This is a genomic window from Streptomyces sp. NPDC034043 (assembly GCF_055575675.1).
Genome location: NZ_JBVISF010000008.1, coordinates 1 through 20,713, shown reverse-complemented (window position 1 = coordinate 20,713; position 20,713 = coordinate 1). Strand labels below are relative to the sequence as shown.

Annotated in this window: 20 protein-coding genes; 12 read left to right on the top strand and 8 right to left on the bottom strand. The window is 73.9% G+C overall.

Annotation, left to right across the window (positions count from 1 at the left end; all coding sequences use genetic code 11):
- The first annotated feature begins 156 nt into the window (after window positions 1–156).
- The 4 genes from ACZ51S_RS20230 to ACZ51S_RS20215 all read left to right on the top strand — a co-directional run bounded on the left by ACZ51S_RS20230 (window position 157) and on the right by ACZ51S_RS20215 (window position 4,002).
- The gene (locus tag ACZ51S_RS20230; RefSeq protein ID WP_468477647.1) at window positions 157–801 is read left to right on the top strand and encodes a class I SAM-dependent methyltransferase; all 645 of its coding nucleotides are present in this window, start codon (window positions 157–159) and stop codon (window positions 799–801) included.
- Window positions 802–946: 145 nt separating this feature from the next.
- A complete protein-coding gene (locus tag ACZ51S_RS20225; protein WP_468477648.1) occupies window positions 947–1,936 on the top strand; it encodes an N-acetylmuramoyl-L-alanine amidase in 990 nt (329 codons plus the stop codon).
- A 116-nt stretch (window positions 1,937–2,052) separates the two neighbouring features.
- A complete protein-coding gene (locus ACZ51S_RS20220; RefSeq protein ID WP_468477649.1) occupies window positions 2,053–2,844 on the top strand; it encodes a DUF5336 domain-containing protein in 792 nt (263 codons plus the stop codon).
- Between the two features lie 147 nt (window positions 2,845–2,991).
- On the top strand, window positions 2,992–4,002 hold the full coding sequence (locus ACZ51S_RS20215; protein ID WP_468477650.1) for an LLM class F420-dependent oxidoreductase: 1,011 nt from the start codon (window positions 2,992–2,994) through the stop codon (window positions 4,000–4,002).
- Window positions 4,003–4,009: 7 nt separating this feature from the next.
- Here ACZ51S_RS20215 and ACZ51S_RS20210 read toward each other — a convergent pair whose 3' ends face one another.
- The 5 genes from ACZ51S_RS20210 to ACZ51S_RS20190 form a co-directional block, all read right to left on the bottom strand.
- Window positions 4,010–4,396, bottom strand: a complete 387-nt coding sequence (locus ACZ51S_RS20210; RefSeq protein WP_468802226.1) for a hypothetical protein — start codon at window positions 4,394–4,396, stop codon at window positions 4,010–4,012.
- Between the two features lie 25 nt (window positions 4,397–4,421).
- Entirely contained in the window at window positions 4,422–5,060 is a 639-nt protein-coding gene (locus tag ACZ51S_RS20205; RefSeq protein WP_468477652.1) for a hypothetical protein, read from the bottom strand.
- Between the two features lie 95 nt (window positions 5,061–5,155).
- On the bottom strand, window positions 5,156–6,244 hold the full coding sequence (locus tag ACZ51S_RS20200) for a prenyltransferase/squalene oxidase repeat-containing protein (RefSeq protein ID WP_468961605.1): 1,089 nt from the start codon (window positions 6,242–6,244) through the stop codon (window positions 5,156–5,158).
- Window positions 6,241–6,984 (bottom strand): class I SAM-dependent methyltransferase, encoded by a 744-nt coding sequence (locus tag ACZ51S_RS20195; protein WP_388936019.1) that lies wholly within the window; start codon window positions 6,982–6,984, stop codon window positions 6,241–6,243. Before ACZ51S_RS20195 ends, ACZ51S_RS20200 begins: the two co-directional genes overlap by 4 nt.
- A gap of 159 nt (window positions 6,985–7,143) precedes the next feature.
- The gene (locus ACZ51S_RS20190) at window positions 7,144–8,454 is read right to left on the bottom strand and encodes a glycosyltransferase family 4 protein (protein WP_388936022.1); all 1,311 of its coding nucleotides are present in this window, start codon (window positions 8,452–8,454) and stop codon (window positions 7,144–7,146) included.
- A gap of 227 nt (window positions 8,455–8,681) precedes the next feature.
- On the opposite strand from ACZ51S_RS20190, the gene ACZ51S_RS20185 reads away from it, so the two are divergent.
- Entirely contained in the window at window positions 8,682–9,335 is a 654-nt protein-coding gene (locus ACZ51S_RS20185; protein ID WP_468477654.1) for a TetR family transcriptional regulator, read from the top strand.
- Between the two features lie 534 nt (window positions 9,336–9,869).
- Here ACZ51S_RS20185 and ACZ51S_RS20180 read toward each other — a convergent pair.
- The gene (locus ACZ51S_RS20180; RefSeq protein ID WP_468477655.1) at window positions 9,870–10,400 is read right to left on the bottom strand and encodes a GNAT family N-acetyltransferase; all 531 of its coding nucleotides are present in this window, start codon (window positions 10,398–10,400) and stop codon (window positions 9,870–9,872) included.
- Between the two features lie 61 nt (window positions 10,401–10,461).
- Here ACZ51S_RS20180 and ACZ51S_RS20175 point away from each other — a divergent pair, with 61 nt between their 5' ends.
- Window positions 10,462–10,974, top strand: coding sequence for a hypothetical protein (locus tag ACZ51S_RS20175; protein ID WP_468802230.1), 513 nt, complete (start codon window positions 10,462–10,464; stop codon window positions 10,972–10,974).
- 495 nt (window positions 10,975–11,469) lie between these two features.
- Here ACZ51S_RS20175 and ACZ51S_RS20170 read toward each other — a convergent pair whose 3' ends face one another.
- Window positions 11,470–11,703, bottom strand: coding sequence for a ferredoxin (locus ACZ51S_RS20170; RefSeq protein ID WP_468477657.1), 234 nt, complete (start codon window positions 11,701–11,703; stop codon window positions 11,470–11,472).
- Window positions 11,703–13,154, bottom strand: a complete 1,452-nt coding sequence (locus tag ACZ51S_RS20165; RefSeq protein ID WP_468961602.1) for an aldehyde dehydrogenase — start codon at window positions 13,152–13,154, stop codon at window positions 11,703–11,705. The genes ACZ51S_RS20170 and ACZ51S_RS20165 overlap by 1 nt, the downstream gene beginning before the upstream one ends.
- 227 nt (window positions 13,155–13,381) lie before the next feature.
- On the opposite strand from ACZ51S_RS20165, the gene ACZ51S_RS20160 reads away from it, so the two are divergent.
- The 6 genes from ACZ51S_RS20160 (at window position 13,382) to ACZ51S_RS20135 (ending at window position 20,682) form a co-directional block, all read left to right on the top strand.
- Window positions 13,382–14,473 carry an MBL fold metallo-hydrolase gene (locus ACZ51S_RS20160; protein ID WP_468883940.1) on the top strand — a complete coding sequence of 364 codons (1,092 nt, stop codon included), beginning with the start codon at window positions 13,382–13,384 and terminating at the stop codon, window positions 14,471–14,473.
- 312 nt (window positions 14,474–14,785) lie between these two features.
- Complete coding sequence (locus ACZ51S_RS20155; protein ID WP_468802234.1) at window positions 14,786–16,030, top strand: prenyltransferase/squalene oxidase repeat-containing protein; 1,245 nt, start codon at window positions 14,786–14,788, stop codon at window positions 16,028–16,030.
- Window positions 16,027–16,734: an SCO2322 family protein gene (locus ACZ51S_RS20150; RefSeq protein WP_468477661.1), complete on the top strand. Its 708-nt coding sequence runs from the start codon at window positions 16,027–16,029 to the stop codon at window positions 16,732–16,734. The genes ACZ51S_RS20155 and ACZ51S_RS20150 overlap by 4 nt, the downstream gene beginning before the upstream one ends.
- Entirely contained in the window at window positions 16,731–17,939 is a 1,209-nt protein-coding gene (locus ACZ51S_RS20145; protein ID WP_468961600.1) for an energy-coupling factor transporter transmembrane component T family protein, read from the top strand. Before ACZ51S_RS20150 ends, ACZ51S_RS20145 begins: the two co-directional genes overlap by 4 nt.
- A complete protein-coding gene (locus tag ACZ51S_RS20140) occupies window positions 17,936–19,795 on the top strand; it encodes an ABC transporter ATP-binding protein (protein ID WP_468961598.1) in 1,860 nt (619 codons plus the stop codon). The genes ACZ51S_RS20145 and ACZ51S_RS20140 overlap by 4 nt, the downstream gene beginning before the upstream one ends.
- Window positions 19,792–20,682: an ECF transporter S component gene (locus ACZ51S_RS20135; protein ID WP_468802236.1), complete on the top strand. Its 891-nt coding sequence runs from the start codon at window positions 19,792–19,794 to the stop codon at window positions 20,680–20,682. The genes ACZ51S_RS20140 and ACZ51S_RS20135 overlap by 4 nt, the downstream gene beginning before the upstream one ends.
- Window positions 20,683–20,713: the final 31 nt, after the last annotated feature.

The window sequence follows — 20,713 nt, the reverse complement described above, 5'->3', positions numbered from 1 at the left end:
GCGCGCACGGGCCCCGCCGGCCCGGCCACCGCCGCCCGCGGCTCCGCCGGGTCCAGCCGCCGCCCGCGCGGCGAGGGCGCGGACCCCGGCATGGTGCCCTACCGGGCGGTAGGGCACCATGGGCCGCCACAGCCGCTCACCGCCGGAGGAACCACCGTGGCCGCCACTCCCAAGCCGGAGACCCTCGCCGCTTTCGAGGCCGCCAAGGGGTTCATGCCCGTACGCGAGGGCCTCGCCCTGTACGGGGCGGCCGCCGCGGCCGCCGCACTCGGGCTGCCGCTGCTGGAGGTCGGCACGTACTGCGGGCGCTCCACGATCCTGCTGGCCGACGCGGCCCGCGAGGCGGGCGTGCCCGCGATCACGGTCGACCACCACCGGGGCAGCGAGGAGCAGCAGCCCGGCTGGGAGTACCACGACCCGACCGTCGTGGACCCGGAGATCGGCCTGATGGACACCCTGCCGGCCTTCCGCCGCACCCTGCACCGGGCCGGCCTCGAAGAGCACGTCATCGCGATCGTCGGCCGCTCCCCGCAGGTCGCCGCGGCCTGGGGCGGCAAGCTCGGCTTCGTCTTCATCGACGGCGGCCACACCGACGAACACGCCACCGGCGACTACGAGGGCTGGGCCCCGCACCTCGTGGAGGGCGGCACGCTCGTGATCCACGACGTGTTCCCGGACCCGGCGGACGGCGGCCAGGCCCCGTACCGGATCTACCTGCGCGCCCTGGCCTCGGGCGCCTTCGAGGAGGTCTCGGTGACGGACTCCCTCCGCGTGCTGCGGCGTACCGGAGCCGGCATCTAGGCCGACGTCCGGGCCTCTAGGCCGACGTCCGGGCCTCGGGGCCACGGACGTGCGCCCGTCCGGGATCATTGGACGACAATCACACCACGCCCCCGGATGGCCCATGGTCCGTACGGGGCCCGGCCGGGCGTTCTAGCATCGCGACGTGCGCTACGACGAAAGCCCCCCGCTTCCCGAGTCCCGGTCCTCGATCAGCCCGGACCGGCCCTGGTTCGCGCGTCGGCCCGCCCTCACGGTCGCCCTGGCGGCGCTTGCCCCGACCTGTCTGGCGGGCTGGGTGCTGGCCCAGGTGCTGACCGGCCCGGGGGCCGACGGGCGGCAGCCCGAGGGCCCGTCCCTCACCGCCTCGCACGCCACGGGCTCGACGGACGCGAAGTCCAGCGCCTCGCCCAGCCCGGCGCAGGTGCCGGCCCAGAGCCCCGCCCCGGGCACCGGGGCCCAGGCCCCCACGGCAGCCAAGGGCCCGCTCGCCGGCCGGACCGTCGTCATCGACCCCGGCCACAACACGGGCAACTTCCAGCACGGCTCCGAGATCAACAAGCTGGTGGACGTCGGCACCCACCGCAAGGAGTGCGACACCACCGGCACGACCACCAACTCCGGCTACAAGGAGGCGGAGTTCACCCTCGACGTCTCCCGCCGGGCGCGCGCGCTGCTGGAGGCCAAGGGCGTCAAGGTGGTCTTCACCCACGAGGCCGACCGCCCGTGGGGCCCCTGCATCGACGAGCGGGCCCGGATCGGCAACGACGCGGCGGCCGACGCCGTGGTCTCCGTCCACGCCGACGGCGTCTCCGCCGGCAACCGGGGTTTCCACGTCATCCTCCCGGCCCGGGTCAAGGGCGGGGCGGCGGACACCGCGAAGATCGTCGGCCCCTCCCGCGACCTCGGTGAGCGCATCGCGCGCAACTTCGGCCGCACCACGGGCTCCGCCCCGGCCAATTACCTCGGCAGCGGCACCGGGCTGGTGGTCCGCGACGACCTGGGCGGGCTCAACCTCTCGACCCGGCCCAAGGTGTTCCTCGAATGCGGCAACATGCGTGACGCCAAGGACGCGGCGCAGTTGATGAGTCCGGAGTGGCGGCAGAAGGCGGCGCAGGGCATCGCCGACGGCATCGTCGGCTTCCTGGGCGGGTAGTTCACGGGCAGTCGTCCCGGGGCGGCTCGCCGCCCCGATCCTCTCGGCCGCGCGAAGCTCCGTACCATGGGGGCGCCCGCTCCGCCCAGCCAAGACCGAGAAGGACACCCCAAGACGTGAACATCCGCTCCCTCACTCGAGGTGACGGCGTGGTGATCGGAGCAGCGGTGCTGCTGTTCATCGCCTCGTTCCTCGATTTCTACTCCGCCACCGGCCTGGACCTCCCGAGTGCGTGGGACACCGACGTCTACGGGCTGGCGCTGCCCACCATCTTCCTGACCGGGTTCATCGCCGCCGGCCTGCTGATCGGCGCCCGCTTCCTGCCCGAGGGCCGCAAGCTCGGAGGCCTGACGCTGACGGCGTGGGGCACCGTGCTGGCCGTGGCGGCGGCCTGGGCGGCACTGTGGTCGCTGATCACCAGCCCGGCCCGGGCCGACCTGGGCGCCGGCTGCATCATCGCCTTCCTCGCCAACCTCGCGCTGGCGGGCGTGGCCGTCGCCGGTGCGAAGGTCCCCGCGCTGGCCGGGCCGCTCGTGCCCGAGCCCCGGCCCGTCGCCCCCCAGCCGTACGGCGGCCAGCCCGGCACCGGGTACGGCTACCCGGGCGGGCAGCAGCCCCAGGCCTACGGGGCCAGCCCGCAGCCCGCCCCGCCGTACGGGGGCACCCCGGCGCCCGGACCGCAGGACGCTCCGGCCGCGCCGGCGGCGGACTTCACTCCGTTCTGGTTCGCGGTGCCGGTGGCCCGTCCCCTGTACGGCGAGGACGGCTCCCCCGTCCCGATCGCGGAACTGGCCCCCGGCACCTGGTACCTGGCCGTCGACCAGCGCGGCCCGTCGGCGCTGATCGCGCAGACCCAGGACGGCCGCCGCGGCGTCCTGAACGACACCTCCGGGATCCAGCGCGGCTGACCGCCCCGCCCGGACCAGGGCGTACGGCCCCCCTCCCCGCGCGGGGAGGGGGGCCGTTCCCTACTTCCCGGCGGGGCGCGCGTGCCCTACAGTCGCCTGACGCTACCTGACGTACCGTCAGATCCGGCTTCGCGGAGGGGATCGTACATGCGCCTCGGACTCGCACTCGGCTACTGGGGCCGCGGACCCGCCCCCGCCCACCTCGGCCTCGCCACCGAGGCCGAACGCCTCGGCTACCACTCGGTGTGGACCGCCGAGGCCTGGGGTTCCGACGCCTTCACCCCGCTGACCTGGATCGCCGCGCACACCTCCCGCATCCGGCTGGGCACCGCCATCGCCCAGATGGCCGCCCGCACCCCCACCGCCACCGCCATGCACGCCCTCACCCTCGACCACCTCTCCGGCGGCCGGATGATGCTCGGCCTCGGTCTGTCCGGGCCGCAGGTGGTGGAGGGCTGGTACGGGCGCCCGTTCCCCGCGAGCCCGCTCACCGCGACCCGGGAGTACGTGGACGTCGTCCGCCAGGTGCTGCGCCGCGAGGGCCCGGTGACCCTGGACGGCCGCTTCCACAGCCACCCCTACCGCGGGCAGGACGGCACCGGCACCGGCAAACCCCTCAAGCCCATCACCCACCCGCTGCGCGCGGACCTCCCGCTGCTGCTCGGCGCCGAGGGCCCCAAGAACATCGCCCAGACCACCCGCATCGCGGACGGCTGGCTCCCCCTCTACTGGTCACCCACCCGCACCGACGTCTACCGGGCCTCGCTGACGGACCTCCCCGACGGGTTCATGATCGCCCCGATGGCCCGTGCCGAGGTCTGCGAGGACGTCGCCGAAGGGCTGCTCCCCGTCAAGGCGATGCTCGGCTTCTACATCGGCGGCATGGGCCACGCCACCCGGAACTTCCACGCCGACCTGATGGGCCGCATGGGCTACGAGGCCGAGGCACGGCGCATCCGGGAACTGTTCCTGGAGGGGCGCAGGGAGGAGGCGGTGCTCGCCGTCCCGGACGCTTTCGCCGACGAGATCTCCCTCGTCGGCCCGCGCGAGCGGATCGCGGAACGCCTGGAACTGTGGCGCGCGGGTCCCGTCACCGACCTGCTCGTCACGGCCCCGGACCCTCACACCCTGAGGGTGCTGGCGGAGCTCAACGCCTGAGCCGGGACTAGGGCGTCTCCTCCGGCACGGCTTCGAGGAGCGCGCGCAGGTCCAGCGGCATCACCGCGATCTCCATCGTCCCCCCGCCCTCCAGGGCGCAGGCCACGATCCGCGAGCCCGGGTTGATGGAGATCCCCTCCCGCACGGAGGGCACCCGGACGGCGGTGGCCCGGGCGCCGGCCAGGGGCACGGCCGGGCGCCGGGCGGGCTGCCAGCGGGCCGCGCCCTGGTCCGCGTACAGCCGGCCGGGGCGCCAACGGCCCTCGCCCGCCGGGATCCGGGCCATGCCCGGGATTCCGGCGGGACTGCCGGCCGCCAGCCGCTGCCGGTGCCTGCGCCGCAGCAGCCAGCCCAGCCCGCCGGCCGCGAGGGAGAGGAACAGGAACTCGATCACACCGCCATTGAAACAGGCGGGCGGCTCAGCCGGTCAGCTGCGAGGTGCTCGGCACCTTGTCGGTCACCACGGCGCCCGCGTTCTTGCCGGCTTCCTTGACCCCGTTGATGACGTTGTCGAAGGCGTCGATGTCGGCGTCGCCCGCCTCGCCCTTGCGGAGCTTGTTGCCCAGCCCCTTGAGGGAGTCGATGCCCGCCGTCAGCGGACCCATGGCCTTCGACAGCAGCGGGTCGCCCTTGGCGTTCTCGGCGGCCGCCTTCAGCCGGTTGTAGGCGAAGGCCCCCGCCAGCCCCGCCTTGATCAGCGCGAACGTACGCCCCTTCGCGCCCTTCTTGAACTTGCCCTCGCGGTACGGCTTGACGATCCACTGGTACGTCGCCCCGGCCGCGAGCCCGGCGTTGGCGACGAACCGCGTCTTGGCGAACTTCTGCCTCTCGGCCTCGGTGCTGGGCGTGGGCGTCACGGCGGCCAGCTCGTCGGCGGCGGCCGCGTTCGGCTCGGCGACGGCGAGGACGGCCAGCTCCGCGGCGGCGGCCGAGGAGACCTCCTCCCGCTGCCCCCGGTCGCCGCCGCTGCCGCACGCGGTGGCACCGGCCAGCAGCGCGGTGGACAGCACCACCGCCGTGAGGGCTCTACGGATACGGACGGTTGCGGATACGGCCACGGTTTCCTCCGGGGACTGAGGTGTCCCCCGCAGCCTCACCCCCGGCACCCGGCCCCACCACCTGGGGGACCCGTTCGGGGGTCCCCCGCGCGACGTCAGCGGCAGCAGTCCGGTTCCAGGCCCGACGGCAGGGCCAGCCCGCCGAAGACCTCCCCCGTCGCCTCGTCCCCGCCCAGCGCCGCCACCGCGAGCAGCAGCGAGCCGGCCGTCCAGGTCGTCTGCTCCACCGGCCACACCGCCCGGTCCTCGAAGACGTAGCCCGTCCAGTACATGCCGTTGTCGGCGCGCAGGTGCCCGATCGAGCGCAGGACCTCCAGCGCCCGGTCCGACTCGCCCATCACCCACAGGGTCAGCGCCAGCTCGCAGGACTCGCCGCCCGTCACCCACGGGTTCGGCAGCACGCACCGCACCCCGAGGTCCGGGACGACGAACTCCTCCCAGCGCCGCTCGATCCGCGCCTTCGCCTCCGGGCCCGACAGCGCCCCGCCCAGGACCGGGTAGTACCAGTCCATCGAGTAGCGGTCCTTGTCCAGGAACCGCTCCGGGTGCCGGCGTATCGCGTGCGCGAGCGCGCCCGTCGCCAGCTCCCAGTCCGGCTGCGGGTCGCCCCGGTGGTCCGCGATGGCGAGCGCGCAGCGCAGCGCCTGGTGGATGGAGGAGGAACCGGTCAGCAGGGCGTCGGTGACGACGGTGCCGTCCGCCTCCCGCTTCCAGCCGATCTCGCCGCCCGGCTGCTGGAGCGCGAGGACGAACTCGACGGCCGCGACGACCGCCGGCCACATCCGGTCCAGGAAGGTGTCGTCGCCGGTGGCCAGGTAGTGGTGCCAGACGCCGACCGCGATGTACGCGACGAAGTTGGACTCCCGGCTCGCGTCCTGCGGCGCGTCCGTGTCCACGCCGTCGGGCCGGTCCGCGTACGCCGCGTACCAGGAGCCGTCCTGGTTCTGGTGCCGGGCCAGCCAGGCGTAGGCCCGCTCGGCCGCCTCGTGCTCGCCCGCCGTGTCCAGGGCCATCGCGGCCTCGGTGTGGTCCCACGGGTCGAGGTGGTGGCCGCGGAACCACGGTATGGCCCCGTCCGCGCGCTGCACGGCCAGGATCCCCTCCACGGTCCGCGCGGCCTGCTCGGCGGTCAGTACGCCGTCCAGGACGAGGTGTTCCGGTACGGTGCGCCCCGGCGAGCTCACTGGGCGGAGCCGGCTGCGCCGACGGGCAGGTGGGGCTTGGTCGCGTACGCCACGAAGCTCTTGCCGATGAGCGGATTGAGGGCCTGCTCGGCGAGGCGGGTGGCCAGCGGCTTCTTCATGATGTCCCAGACCAGGAGCTTGTGGTACGCCTTGACGGGCAGCGCCTTGTCGTTGTCGACGCCGAAGGCGCACTTGAGCCACCAGTACGGGGAGTGCAGGCCGTGCGCGTGGTGGGTGCCGTACGGCTTGAGGCCCGCGGCCTCCATCTTGCCGAGCAGCTCGTCCGCCTTGTAGATGCGGATGTGGCCGCCCTCGACCTCGTGGTAGGCGTCGGACAGCGCCCAGCAGACCTTCTCCGGGCCGTAGCGCGGGACGGTGACCGCGATGCGGCCGCCGGGCTTGAGCACGCGCACCATCTCGGCGAGCACGCCCTTGTCGTCGGGGATGTGCTCCATGACCTCGGAGATGATGACGACGTCGAAGGACTCGTCCGGGAAGGGCAGGGCCAGGGCGTCGCCCTCCATGGCGGTGGCGGTGGCGCCGGCCGGGGCCTCACCGGCCTCCTTCATGGCGGCGAACCACTTGGCGACCTCGCGGATCTCCTCGCCGTTGCGGTCGACGGCGACGACCTGGGCGCCGCGCCGGTAGCACTCGAAGGCGTGCCGGCCTGCGCCGCAGCCCAGATCGAGCACACGGTCGCCTGCGGCGAGCGGGAACCGGGAGAAATCGACGGTCAGCACGGGGTCCTGCCTTCGCGGTCACGGGGGTGAAGGGTGTTGCGGATGAGAGGAACTGCCGGGTGGTGCCCGGGGCGCTCGACGTGGTGGGGGCGCTCCGGGTTCATTCGGGTGCTTCGGGTGCTTCGGGTCTCGGTGGTGCGCTGGGGCAGGCTCCGGAGCTCACCGGGTCCGGGCGGCGGCCGCCCGCGCGACGGCGGCTCTGTAGTGCGCGACGGTGCCCTCGGCGGCCTTGGCCCAGGTGAACCGGGTCAGGACCCGCTCGCGCCCGGCGGCCCCCAGCCGGGCGCGCAGCCCGGCGTCGCCCAGCAGCCGGCCCAGCGCGACGGCCAGCGCCCCCGCGTCGCCGGGCGGCACGGCCAGGCACGTCTCCCCGTCGGGGCCGGACACCTCGGGGATGGCCCCGCCGGTGGTGGCGACCAGCGGGGTGCCGGTGGCCATCGCCTCGGCCGCCGGGAGCGAGAAGCCCTCGTACAGGGAGGGCACGCAGGCGACCTGGGCGCTGCGCACCAGGTCCACGAGCTCGGCGTCGGTGATGCCCTTGACGAACCGCACCGCGTCCTGGAGCCCGTACGTCTCGATCGCGCGGGCGACGGGCCCGCTCTCGGCGCGCTTGCCGACGACCACGAGGTGGGCGCCGGGCTGCTCGGTACGGAGCTTGGCGAGGGCCTCGACGAGGTGGACGAGCCCCTTGAGCGGGACGTCGGCGCTGGAGGTGGTCACGATCCGCCCGGGAACCTCCGGGACGGAGGGGTCCGGCGACCAGAGGTCGGTGTCGGCGCCGATGTGCACGACGTGGATGCGGTCGCCGCGCACACCGAGGTGCTCGGCGATCTCCTGCTGGGAGGAACCGGAGACGGTCAGCACCGACGGCAGCCGTCGGGCCACGCGTCCCTGCATGCGCGTGAACGCGTACCAGCGCCGCACGGAGGCGCGCTTCTTGCGGTCCTTCGCGGCGGCGAGGTCGAGCTTGCGGTCGACGGTGATGGGGTGGTGGATGGTGGTCACCAGGGGCGCGCCGAGATCGCCCAGCAGGCCGTAGCCGAGGGTCTGGTTGTCGTGGATGACGTCGAACTCGCCCGCGCGGGCGCGCAGGTGGCGCCGGGCGCGCAGCGAGAAGGTCAGCGGCTCGGGAAAGCCGCCGGTCCACATCGTGCCGACCTCGAGGGCGTCGATCCAGTCCCGGTACTCGTCGCGCTTGGGCGTACGGAACGGATCGGGGCTGCGGTAGAGGTCCAGGCTCGGCAGCTCGGTGAGCGTGGCACCGGTGTCGAGCACCGGGTAGGGCTGGGCGCCGATGACCTCGACGGAGTGCCCGAGCTTGACGAGCTCCCGGGAGAGGTGCCGGACGTAGACGCCCTGGCCGCCGCAGAACGGGTTCCCCTTGTAGGTGAGGAGTGCGATGCGCAACGGGCGGTCGCCGTCAGTGGCGGAACCCACGAAAGGGCTCGTCACCATGGCCTCTGCGGTCACTCTCGGCCCCCTTCTCCCTGCACTTTCGCCGGAGCGTAACCGCTCGGATAATGTAGAACAAGTTTCAGACTTGATCCTCTGAAGACCATTGAATCTACCGGCCGGAAACCGCACCGTAAGAGGCGGAGCAGGTGATTCGCGCCACGGCTCGGACGCCTGACATGCTGGCCCCCGGACCATCCCGGAATCAGCCGCCGCGACGACACGGAACGCCAGGAACGGGACACATGACAGCGGAAGCGAAGGCCGTGACGCCTCCCCTGACGGAACGCCAGGAGGCGCGTCGGCGCCGCATCCTGCACGCGAGCGCGCAGCTGGCCAGCCGGGGCGGCTTCGACGCCGTGCAGATGCGGGAGGTCGCCGAGTCGTCGAACGTCGCGCTCGGCACCCTGTACCGCTACTTCCCGTCCAAGGTGCACCTGCTGGTGGCCACCATGCAGGACCAGCTGCAGCACATGCACACGACCCTGCGCAAGCGCCCCCCGGCGGGCGAGGAGCCGGCGGCCCGCGTCGCGGAAACCCTGATGCGCGCCTTCCGCGCCCTCCAGCGGGAACCGCACCTCGCGGACGCGATGGTGCGCGCCCTGACCTTCGCGGACCGGAGCGTCTCCCCCGAGGTGGACACGGTCTCACGGCTGACGACCGCGATCATCCTGGACGCCATGGGCCTCGACGCCCCGCCGACTGCGGAACAGCTCTCGGCGGTCCGGGTCATCGAGCACACCTGGCACTCGGCCCTGATCACCTGGCTCTCGGGCCGCGCGTCGATCGCCCAGGTGAAGATCGACATCGAGACGGTGTGCCGGCTGATCGACCTGACGGGGGCGGGGGCGGGCGGGGTCGCGGGGGGAACTGCGGGCGGATCCACGGGAAAGGCCTGATTGTGGTGTAGGGGGCGCCGGGGGCGGGGTCCTGTTGGGCCGTGTCAGGGCCGGTTTGGGGGGGTTCCCGTCAGTCCCATCGTCCTTCCGGTTCGTGCCGGCCCGTCAAGGGCGCTCACTTCGTTCGCGTCACTGCGTGATCGCCTTCGGCGACCCTTGACCGACCGACCCGCCCCGGAAAGCCGAAAGACTGCCGGGAACCCCCCAAAAGAACGGTCACGGGGCAGGAAGGGGAGGGGCGGGTCCCTCAGTGACGAGACGAGGGACCGGGCCACGCCCTGCCGGGCATCCGGGCCCCCAAAGACCCTCGGCGGTCCACCCCCGCGCGTCAGATCGCTACGCGCTCCTCCCGGCTTGGCGTCCGACGACCGTCATGGGCCGATACCCGCACGAAATGACGATCAGGGCCCCTTCCGGGACCGGTGGGCGCGTCAGATCGCTACGCGCTTCCGCCCGGGAGGCGTCTGACGACCGTCATGGGCCGATACCTGCACTCCATGTTGACCAGGGCAGCATCCGGGACGGATGGACGCGTCAGATCGCTACGGGCCAATCGGCTGCTGGTGGCGTGTGCAGTCGCCAGATGACGTCCGTTGCGTCCTGCGAGGACAACGTGAAGCCCAGGCGCTTGGGGACGGCGGCGCTGGCGGAGTTGGCCGGATCGTGGGCGATCTCGACGTACTCCACGCCCGGCAGGGCGAACGCCTCGCGGACTGCGGCCGCCGCTGCCCGGGTGGCCATGCCCCGGCCGGTGGCGGCCGGGTGCAGCCAGTAGCCGACGGCGCGTCCCTGCGGTTCGTCGGCGAGGTAGAGGGAGAGGCTTCCCACAGGCCGGCCGTTCACGGTGATCGCGTAGTTGTACGCCTCACCGCTGCGCCAGTTCGGATCGCAGCCGGCGAGGAAGTCCCGGGTGTGCTGCGGCGTGTGGGAGCTCGCCCACGGCATCCACGGACTCAGGTGGTCGAGGGATTCCTCGCTCAGGCGGAGGAGAGCATCGAAGTCGCCCTCCCGCCAGCGCCGCAAAACGAAGCCTTCACAGTCAATGGTGTCTCTCGGCTGATCCATGGGCGCATCGTTTCGCCACGGAGGTGATCACCACAATGGGATTGACCGTTAGCCTCTCCGGATGATCGCTGAAGCCGACGTATGGAACCGTTTCGTCCGCCTCTTGCCGGATGCCGAGGGGCGCGAGGTCCAGGTCTGCTGGGACATCGGCGAGCAGGAGGCCGGACTGGACCTGCTGGTGTGCGGTCTCCTCGAACACCAGGTGGCCATCAGTGAGACCACCCGGGTGGAGATCTCCGTCATCGCGGAGAGCTGGGGTGTGCGGCGGGACATCGCTTCCCGTCTGCTCGCCTGCCGGGGTGACGGTCTCCCCAGCCCGGTGGAAATCGTCGAACACCCCACCACCACACCCCTGCCCTACCCGGGCCTGGCCGATCTCCTCGTCATCCCCTGGATCCGGCACACGTCCGGCCGCCTCCTCGCCCGCGCGCACGTCGAGGAGCCCTGGGGCGACCTCTCCCTCATTCCCGCGCACTACGCCGTCCTGGCCTCCGAACAGGGCCCGACCCTCCGCCTCCTCGAGTCCTTCTCCGCAAGGGAAGCCCTCGAAGCCCTGCATGCCACGCACCTGTGAGCCACGACCAGCCCAAGACGGTCGTCAGACGCCAAGCAATGAGGAGCGCGCAGCGATCTGACGCGCCCACCGGCACCGGAAGGGGCCCTGATCGACATGTGGTGCGGGTATCAGCCCAAGACGGTCGCCGGACGCTATGCCATGAGGAGCGCGTAGCGATCTGACGCGCGGGGGTGGACCGTTGAGGGTCTTTGGGGGCCGGATGCCCGGCGGACCGGCGCCCGGCCCCTCGTCTCGTCACTGAGGGACCCGCCCCTCCCCTTCCTGCCCCGTGACCGTTCTTTTGGGGGGTTCCCGGCAGTCCTTGTCTTTCCGGGGCGGGCTGGTCGGTCAAGGGTGGCCGAAGGCCATCACGCAGTGACGGGAACGAAGTGAGCGCCCTTGACGGGCCGGCACGACACGGAAGGACGATGGGACTGACGGGAAACCCCCGAACCAGCCCTGACACCGCCCCACCGAAACCCCGCCCCCCGCAGCCCCCGCCCACCCCACCCCTCACTCCTCCGGCGGGAACACCGCCTCCCCCGACGGGGACAGGGTGATGAGAATGGCTTCCACCGGGCAGCCCTCGGCGGCCGTCAGCGTCGGTTCGTTGGCGTCCGTTTCCGGAGAGCGGGGGTGGGACTGGCGGGCCGAGTCGAGGGTGAAGGCGTCGGGGGCGTGGCTCACGCACATGCCCGAGCCGATGCAGACCCCCCGGTCGACCTCGACCTGCCAGCGGTCCCCCATCAGGCACCCGCCGGGAGGTGGATCATCTTGTGCTCCAGGTACTCGCTCAGGCCCTCCGGGCCGAACTCCCGCCCGACGCCGCTGCTCTTGTAGCCGCCGAACGGTCCCAGCATGTCCAGGCTGAAGGTGTTCACGTTGAAGGTGCCGGTACGCACACGCCGCGCGAGGTCGATGCCGTGTTCCACGTCGGCCGTCCAGACACTGCCGCTCAGGCCGAACTCCGAGTCGTTGGCGATCCGTACGGCCTCCGCCTCGTCCCCGTACGGGATCAGGCACACGACGGGGCCGAAGATCTCCTCGCGGGCGATCCGCATCGAGTTGTCGACGTCGCCGAAGAGGGTCGGTTCCACGTACCAGCCGCGTTCCAGGCCCGCCGGGCGGCCGCCGCCCGCCAGGACCTTCGCGCCCTCCTCCTGGCCGATCCGGATGTAGTCCAGCGAGCGCCGCTGCTGGCGCTCGGCGACGAGCGGCCCGAGCTGCGTCGCCGGGTCGAGGGGGTCGCCGACGACCAGGGCGCCGGCCGCTGCCGCGAGGGCGTCGGCGACCTCCGCGTAGCGGCCGCGCGGGGCGAGGATGCGGGTCTGGGCGACGCAGGCCTGGCCGTTGTTCATCCAGGCCGCCGGGACGATCCCGGCGATGGTGCTCTCCAGGTCGGCGTCCGGCAGGATCACGGCGGCGGACTTGCCGCCGAGTTCGAGGGTGACCCGGGTCAGGTTGCGGGCGGCGACCTCCATGACCCGCTTGCCGGCGGCGACGGAGCCGGTGAAGGCGACCTTGTCGACGCCGGGGTGCCCCACCAGGTACTCGCTGACTTCCCGGTCGGCGGGCAGCACCGACAGCACCCCCTCCGGCAGCCCGGCCTCCCGTGCGATCTCGGCCAGGATGAAGGAGTCCAGGGGGGCTTCGGGGGACGGCTTCAGGATGACCGAGGAGCCGGTGAGCAGCGCCGGCGCGAGCTTCGCCGCGGCCACGAACTGCGGGACGTTCCACGGGATGACGGCGGCGACGACCCCGACCGGTTCGCGGCGTACGAGGATCGGGCCGAGCGCGCCCTGACGGCGCTCCTCGTAGGGGTATGCGGCGGCGACCTTGATGGCGGAGTCGTACACCATCATGGCGCCGAGCGCCTGGGCGAGGACGCTCCAGGAGTACGGGGAGCCGTTCTGGGAGCTGATGGAGCGGGCGATCTCCTCGTGCCGGACGGCGATGGCGTCCTTGATCCGGGAGACGACGGCGGTCCGCTCCTCCAGTGACAGGCGGGGCCAGGGGCCTTCGTCGAAGGCCTTGCGGGCTGCGGTCACGGCCCGGTCCACATCGGCCTCGGAGGCGTGCGGGACGCTGCCGATGACCTGCTCGGTGTGGGGGGAGACGACCCGGATGGTGCCGGTGCCCAGCGGATCCGTCCATTCCCCGCCGATGAACAGTTGGCCGTGTTCCACGAGCTCGGTCATGTCCGATGCCTCCAGGAGCTGCGCACGATCTCACCGATGTCGCAGAACTGATACCAGTTCTACTTCAAGGAGTCCACGGTCGGGACGTGGTCGGCGACACGGACGTCAACTGCGCGGCAGGATCTCACTGCTGGCCAGGAAGCCCCGCAGATGGTCGACTTGGGCTACTACTGCAACACGTTCTCGCATGTTCCACCCCAGTTGCCCAGAGCCCCAGGGAGAGCCCCATGACGGAACCCACTCCCCAACCCACCCCCCAAGCCCCTCCCCACCCCCAACCCACCCCCCGCATCACCGACCACGGCGGTGGCGTCCGGGCCATCAAGGTGCCCATCCCCGACAACCCCCTCGGCCACACCCTCGTCCACGTCCTCGACACCGACCGCGGGCCCGTCCTGATCGACACCGGCTGGGACGACCCCGCCTCCTGGGACACCCTCACCGCCGGGCTCGCCGCGCTCGGTACCGCCGTCGCCGATGTCCACGGCGTCGTCATCACCCACCACCACCCCGACCACCACGGCCTGTCCGGCCGCGTGCGGGAGGCCTCCGGGGCGTGGATCGCCATGCACGCCGCCGATGCCGAGGTCGTCGTACGGACCCGTTCCGCCGAGCCCGCCGTCTGGTTCGACTACATGAGCGAGAAGCTGGCAGCCGCCGGGGCCCCCGAGGAGCACATCGCTCCGCTCCGCGCGGCCCGGGAGGGCGGGCGCGTCCGTACCCTCCCGGGGCTGAGCTCCGCCGTGCCCGACCGGGAGATCGTGCCCGGGGAGCTGTTGCCCCTCGCCGGGCGCCGGCTGCGCGCGGTCTGGACCCCGGGGCACACCCCCGGCCACGTCTGCCTGCACCTGGAGGAGGCCCACCCGGCCGGCCTCCCCGGGAACGGCCGGCTCTTCTCCGGTGACCACCTGCTGCCCGGGATCTCCCCGCACATCGGCCTGTACGAGGCCCCGGGCGACACCCGTGTCACCGATCCCCTCGGCGACTACCTCGACTCCCTCGAACGCGTCGGCCGCCTGGCTCCCTCCGAGGTGCTCCCGGCCCACCAGTACGCCTTCACCGACGCTGCCGCCCGCGTACGGGAGCTGCTGGAGCACCACGAGGACCGGCTGGCCGGGCTGTGGCGGCTGCTGGCCGAGCCCCTGACCCCCTGGGGGCTCGCGGAGCGGATGGAGTGGAACCGGCCCTGGGAGCAGATCCCGTACGGCTCGCGGAACATCGCCGTCTCGGAAGCGGAGGCGCATCTGCGGCGGCTGGTGAAACAAGGCCGGGCGGAGGCGGTCCCGGGCACGGATCCCGTGGCGTACCGGGCGCTGTAGGCCGCCGCACGGCCGGCCGGGGGCCGCCCGCGGGGGGCCCGAGCCACCGGGGCGGTGAGTTACGGGCCGGTAGAGTAGGGCCGTCGTCCACACTTCCGTACGGGGGGAAGCCGGTGCGAATCCGGCGCTGACCCGCAACCGTGACCCGGCCCGCAGTACGCGGGACGGCAGCCGGAATGCCCCGTACCGGAGGTGCGCGGCTCGTGCCGCCGGGTCCTCCGGCGGCCGGCACCGTCGAGGTAAACGGAGCCGGAGCCCGGTGCCTGCGCGTGCCTGTCTCCCGCCCCCCGCACGAGAGGCACCCTCCCCGCCATGAACGTCCGCCGCAGCGCCGCCGCGCTCGCCGCATCCGCCGTGCTCTGCGTGGGCGCCGCTCCCGCCGCCCTCGCCGACACGCCGCCGCCCTCCCCCGCCGCTTCCCCGGCCCTGCCGGCCGGCCTGTTCGGCAAGGCGGACCCGACGTACGACGGGGTGTGGCGGCAGTCCCTGGCCCTGCTCGCCCAGCGGACGGCCGGTGTGAAGCCCGCCGCGCAGGCGGTGGAGTTCCTCGTCTCCCAGCAGTGCCCGAGCGGTGGTTTCGCCTCCTTCCGCGCGGCCGCGCCGTGCGACGACAAGACGATGTACGACACCAACGCGACCGCGGTCGCCGTGCAGGCCCTGAAGGCCCTCGGCGGCAAGGACGCGGAGGTCAAGAAGGCCACGGACTGGCTGAAGTCCGTACAGAACGAGGACGGCGGCTGGGCCTACGTCCCGGGCTCCCCCAGCGAGGGCAGCTCCACCTCCCTGGTGATCAGCGCGCTGGCCGTGGCGGGCGAGAAGCCGGCCGAGGTGAAGTCGAAGGCGGGCAAGTCGGCGTACGACGGGCTGCTCTCCTTCCAGCTGGGGTGTTCCGCCGAGCCGGCCTCGGACCGGGGTGCCTTCGGGTACCAGCCGGCCGACGGCAAGCTCGCCGCGAACGCCGACGCCACCGCCGCGGCCGCGCTGGCGGGCCTCGGCAAGGGCATGGTCGTCGACCCGGCCGCCACGGACACCCCGGCCGCCGCGCCGGCCTGCCCGGCCGGCTCCGCCGACCCGGCGGGCGCGGCCCGGGGCGCGGCCGGCTACCTGGCCGAGGCCCTGAAGAAGGACGGCCACCTGACGGCCGTCACCCCGGGCGCCGACCAGCCGACCGCCGACACCGGCAACACCGCCGACGCGGTGATCGCCCTGGCCGCGGCCGGACACCGGCAGGCGGCGGCGGGCGCCCTGGAGTGGCTCCAGAAGAACTCCACCGCCTGGGCCAACCGCAACCCGGCGGCGCTGGCCACCCTCGTCCTGACCGCCCACGCGACGGGCACCGACCCGAAGGCCTTCGGCGGTGTCGACCTGGTGGCGGCGCTGAACGCCACCGGTCCGGCCCCGGAAGCCGTCGCCGACACCGAACCGCAGACGGTGGAGGGCGAGGAGAAGCCCGGCTCCGGCAACGGGAACGTCTGGTGGATCGTCGGCGCGGGCGCCGCGGCCGGCATGGGCATCGGCATCCTGCTGAGCGGCCGCCGCAAGAAGAACCAGCCGTGATCCCCGGCCGTACGCGTACGCGGGGTACACGGGCCGGCGCGGTCGCCGGAGCCCTCGGCCTCCTCGGGGTACTGGGTCTGGCGCTGACCCTGTTCGCGGCCGCCCCCGCCCTGGCGGCGAGCTACCGCTACTGGTCGTTCTGGGACGGCGCGGACGGCCGCTGGACGTACGCCACCCAGGGCCCCTCGACGGCCCGTCCCGCCGACGGCGCCACGCTCGGCTTCCGCTTCTCGGTCAGCAAGGACGCCGCCGCCGAGGCGGCCCAGCCGCGCGCCGGCGCCGACTTCCAGGCCGTCTGCGGCGGTACCGCCCCGGTGGACGGCAAGAAGCGCGTGGCGCTGGTCATCGACTTCGGCGTGCCCGGGGACGCCCCGGACGGCGAGGGCGTGCCGCAGGACACCCCGCGCACCGCCTGCGCACAGCTGGCGCCCGGGGCCACGGCGGCCGAGGCCCTGGCGGAGGTGGCGAAGCCGCTGCGCTACAACGGCGCGGCCCTGCTCTGCGGGATCTCCGGCTACCCGAGGACGGGCTGCGGCGAGCCGCTCCCCGACGCGGAGCCGAAGCCTTCGGCCTCCGCCCCGGCACCGTCGGCCTCCTCGGACGGCGGCTCCTCCGCCCCCTCGGCGGGCCTGTTCCTGGGCATCGCGGCGCTGCTCGCCCTGGGCTCCGCCACCGTCTGGCAGTCCCGCCGCCGCAGGCGATGACGGAGCGCCCCACCCACGGCGGGGCACGTGCCGACGCACCCCCGGCCCGGCGGGGTGCGGCCGGGCGGGCCAGCCCCTCGCACGGGCCCGCGTACGGAAGGGAACGGCGCTGGCGGGCCCCCGAGGCACGGCGCGGGAACGCCCTGCACGCGGGGGCATGGTGGCTGTGGGCCCTCGGGCTCGCGACCGCCGCCTCCCGGACCACCAATCCGCTGCTGCTCGGGCTGATCGTCGGCGTCGCCGGGTACGTGGTCGCGGCGCGCCGGACGCAGGCGCCGTGGGCGCGGTCCTACGGCGCCTTCCTCAGGCTCGGCCTCTTCGTCATCGGGCTCCGACTGGTCTTCTCCGTGCTGCTGGGCTCCCCGATTCCGGGCTCGCACACCCTCTTCACCCTGCCCGGGATCGCGCTGCCCGACTGGGCGCAGGGCATCAGGTTCGGTGGCCGGGTCACCGCCGAGCAGCTGGCCTTCGCCTTCTACGACGGCGCGAAGCTGGCCACCCTGCTGATCTGTGTCGGTGCCGCGAACGCGCTCGCCAACCCGGCCCGGCTGCTCAAGTCGCTGCCGGCCGCGCTGTACGAGGCGGGGGTGGCGGTGGTCGTCGCCATGACCTTCGCGCCGAACATGGTCGCCGACGTGGCCCGGCTGCGGACCGCCCGCCGGCTGCGCGGGCGCCCCACCGGCGGGGTGAAGGCGGTCCTGCAGATCGGGCTGCCGGTGCTGGAGGGGGCGCTGGAGCGCTCGGTGGCGGTCGCCGCGTCGATGGACGCGCGCGGGTACGGGCGTACCGCGCGGGTCGCGCCGGCCGTGCGTTACACCACCAACGCCCTCACCCTCGGCGGACTGCTCGGCATGTGCGCCGGTACGTACGGGCTGCTCGCGGCGGAGGGCGCCGCGTTCGGGCTGCCCGTGCTCGGCATCGGCCTCGTGCTGGCCCTCGCGGGGCTGCGGCTCGGCGGGCGGCGCAGCGTCCGCACCCGCTACCGGCCCGACCGGTGGGGGGTGCGGGCCTGGCTGGTCGCCGGCTCCGGGGCGGCCGTCGCGGCGCTGCTGATCCACGCGGGCTCGCTGGACCCGGAGGGGCTGCGGCCGGGCGTGGTCCCGCTGGTCGCGCCCGCCCTGCCGCTGTGGCCGGCGGCGGCGATCCTGATCGGCCTGCTCCCGGCCTTCGTGGCCCCCGTACCTCCCGAGGAGTCTTCCCGTTGATCCGCTTCGAGCAGGTGTCGGTGACGTACGACGGCGCCGCGCACCCCTCCCTCCGGGACGCGGACTTCACCCTCCCGGAGGGTGAGCTGACGCTGCTGGTCGGCCCGTCGGGGGTCGGCAAGTCGACCCTGCTGGGGGCGGTGTCGGGACTGGTCCCGCACTTCACCGGCGGGACGCTGCGCGGGCGGGTGACGGTGGCGGGCCGGGACACCCGTACGCACATGCCGCGCGAGCTGGCGGACGTGGTGGGCACGGTGGGGCAGGATCCGCTCGCCCACTTCGTGACGGACGTGGTGGAGGACGAGCTGGCGTACGGGATGGAGTCCCTGGGGCTGCGGCCGTCGGTGATGCGCCGCCGGGTGGAGGAGACGCTCGACCTGCTCGGCCTGAACGAGCTGCGGGACCGTCCGATCGCCTCCCTGTCGGGCGGGCAGCAGCAGCGGGTGGCGATCGGTTCCGTCCTCACGACGCACCCGCGCGTGCTGGTGCTGGACGAGCCCACGTCGGCGCTCGACCCGGCGGCGGCCGAGGAGGTCCTCGCGGTGCTCCAGCGGCTGGTGCACGACCTGGGCACGACGGTGCTGATGGCGGAGCACCGCCTGGAGCGGGTGGTCCAGTACGCCGACCGCGTCCTCCTCCTCCCGTCCCCCGGCGCCGCCCCGGTCCTGGGCTCCCCGGCGGAGGTCATGGCCGTCTCCCCGGTCCACCCCCCGGTGGTCTCCCTGGGCCGCCTGGCGGGCTGGAGCCCGCTCCCCCTCTCCGTCCGCGACGCCCGCCGGCGTGCGGCTCCGCTCAGGGCCCGCCTGTCGTCCGTGACCGCACCCGCGGCGGGGGAGCTGCCGCAGCCGTCCGCGTCCCCGGGCCCGGCCGCCTTCTCGTCCCCGGGCCCGTCCCGGACCCCGGCCGGCCCGGTGGCCGTCGCCGCGCCCCCGGGCGGGGGGCCCGTCGCGCCCGCCGGTGCCTCCGAAAGCGCCGCCGACGTACGCAGCACGGCCGGACCGTGCGACGCGGCCGCCCCCGGCCTCCTCGGCCGGCTGGCACGGCTCGCGCGCCGCGCCCCGGCCGCCGACGCCCCGGCCGGGCCGGGCGACACCACCGCCGCCGCCGTCGCCACGGGTCTCGGCGTCCGCCGCGGCCGCGCCGAGGTGCTCCACGACGTCACCCTCCGGGTGGCTCCCGGCGAGACCGTGGCCCTCATGGGCCGCAACGGCGCCGGCAAGTCCACCCTCCTCGCCGCCCTCACCGGCACCCTCGCCCCCTCCGCCGGCCAGGTGACCGTCGGCGGCCTCACCCCGCACCGCACCCCGCCGCCGGAGATGGTCCGCCGCGTCGGTCTGGTCCCGCAGGAGCCCCGCGACCTCCTCTACGCCGACACCGTCGCCGCCGAGTGCGCCGCGGCCGACGCCGACGCCGGGGCCGCGCCCGGGAGCTGCCGCGCCCTGGTCACCGCCCTGCTGCCCGGCGTACCGGACGACACCCACCCCCGCGACCTGTCCGAGGGCCAGCGGCTGACGCTGGCCCTGGCGCTGGTGCTGACCGGCCGGCCGGCCCTGCTGCTGCTGGACGAGCCGACCCGCGGCCTGGACTACGCCGCCAAGGCCCGTCTGGTGGAGACGCTGCGCGGCCTCGCCGCCGAGGGCCACGCCATCGTCCTCGCGACGCACGACGTGGAGCTGGCGGCCGAGCTGGCCCACCGGGTGGTGATCCTGGCGGGCGGAGAGGTCGTCGCGGACGGCCCGACGGCCGAGGTTGTGGTGTCCTCCCCGGCCTTCGCCCCGCAGGTGGCCAAGATCCTGGCCCCGGGGCGCTGGCTCACCGTGCCCCAGGTCGCCGCCGCCCTCGGGGACTCCCGATGACCCGCGCCCGTCCCGCCCGTCCCGTCCGCGTCGGCCCCCGCGCCGCCGCGGCCCTGCTCCTGGTCACCCTCATCGGCGTCGCCGCCTTCGGCTGGCCTCTGCTCGCCGACCGCCAGTCCGGGCTCGCGCACTCCCAGGACGCCCCGTGGCTCTTCGCCGCGCTGCTCCCCCTCCTGGTGGCCGTCGTCATCGCGACCCTCGCCGACGGCGGCATGGACTCCAAGGCCGTCGCGATGCTCGGGGTGCTCGCCGCCGTGGGGGCGGCGCTGCGGCCGCTGGGGGCGGGCACGGCCGGGCTGGAGCCCATGTTCTTCCTGATGGTGCTCAGCGGCCGGGTCCTCGGGCCGGGCTTCGGCTTCGTCCTCGGCTCCGTCACGATGTTCGCGTCCGCCCTGCTCACGGGTGGGGTGGGGCCGTGGATGCCGTTCCAGATGCTGGCGCTGGGCTGGTTCTCGCTGGGCGCAGGGCTGCTGCCCGGGCCGGGGAGGATCCGGGGGCGGGCCGAGCTCGCGATGCTCGCCGCGTACGGGTTCCTGGGCTCCTTCGCGTACGGCACGGTCATGAACCTCCAGGGCTGGGTGATCCTGCAGGGCATGGGCCAGGGCATCTCCTTCCACCCCGGCGATCCGGTGCCGGAGAACCTTGCGCGCTTCGTCGCGTACTGCCTGGCGACTTCGGTGGGCTGGGACCTGGGGCGCGCGGCGCTCACGGTCGTCCTGACGCTCACGCTCGGGGGGACGCTGCTGAAGGCGTTGCGCCGGGCGACGAGGAAAGCGGCGTTCGACGCGCCCGTTTCCTTCGGATCCGGGCCCGGAAGTGACCCGGGACACGCATCACAAAGGTGCCGGACGGATACGGGGGGTGAGGTTCGGGGGGTGGGGCGGTGAGGCGCCCCACAGGAGGCAGATCACATTCGGC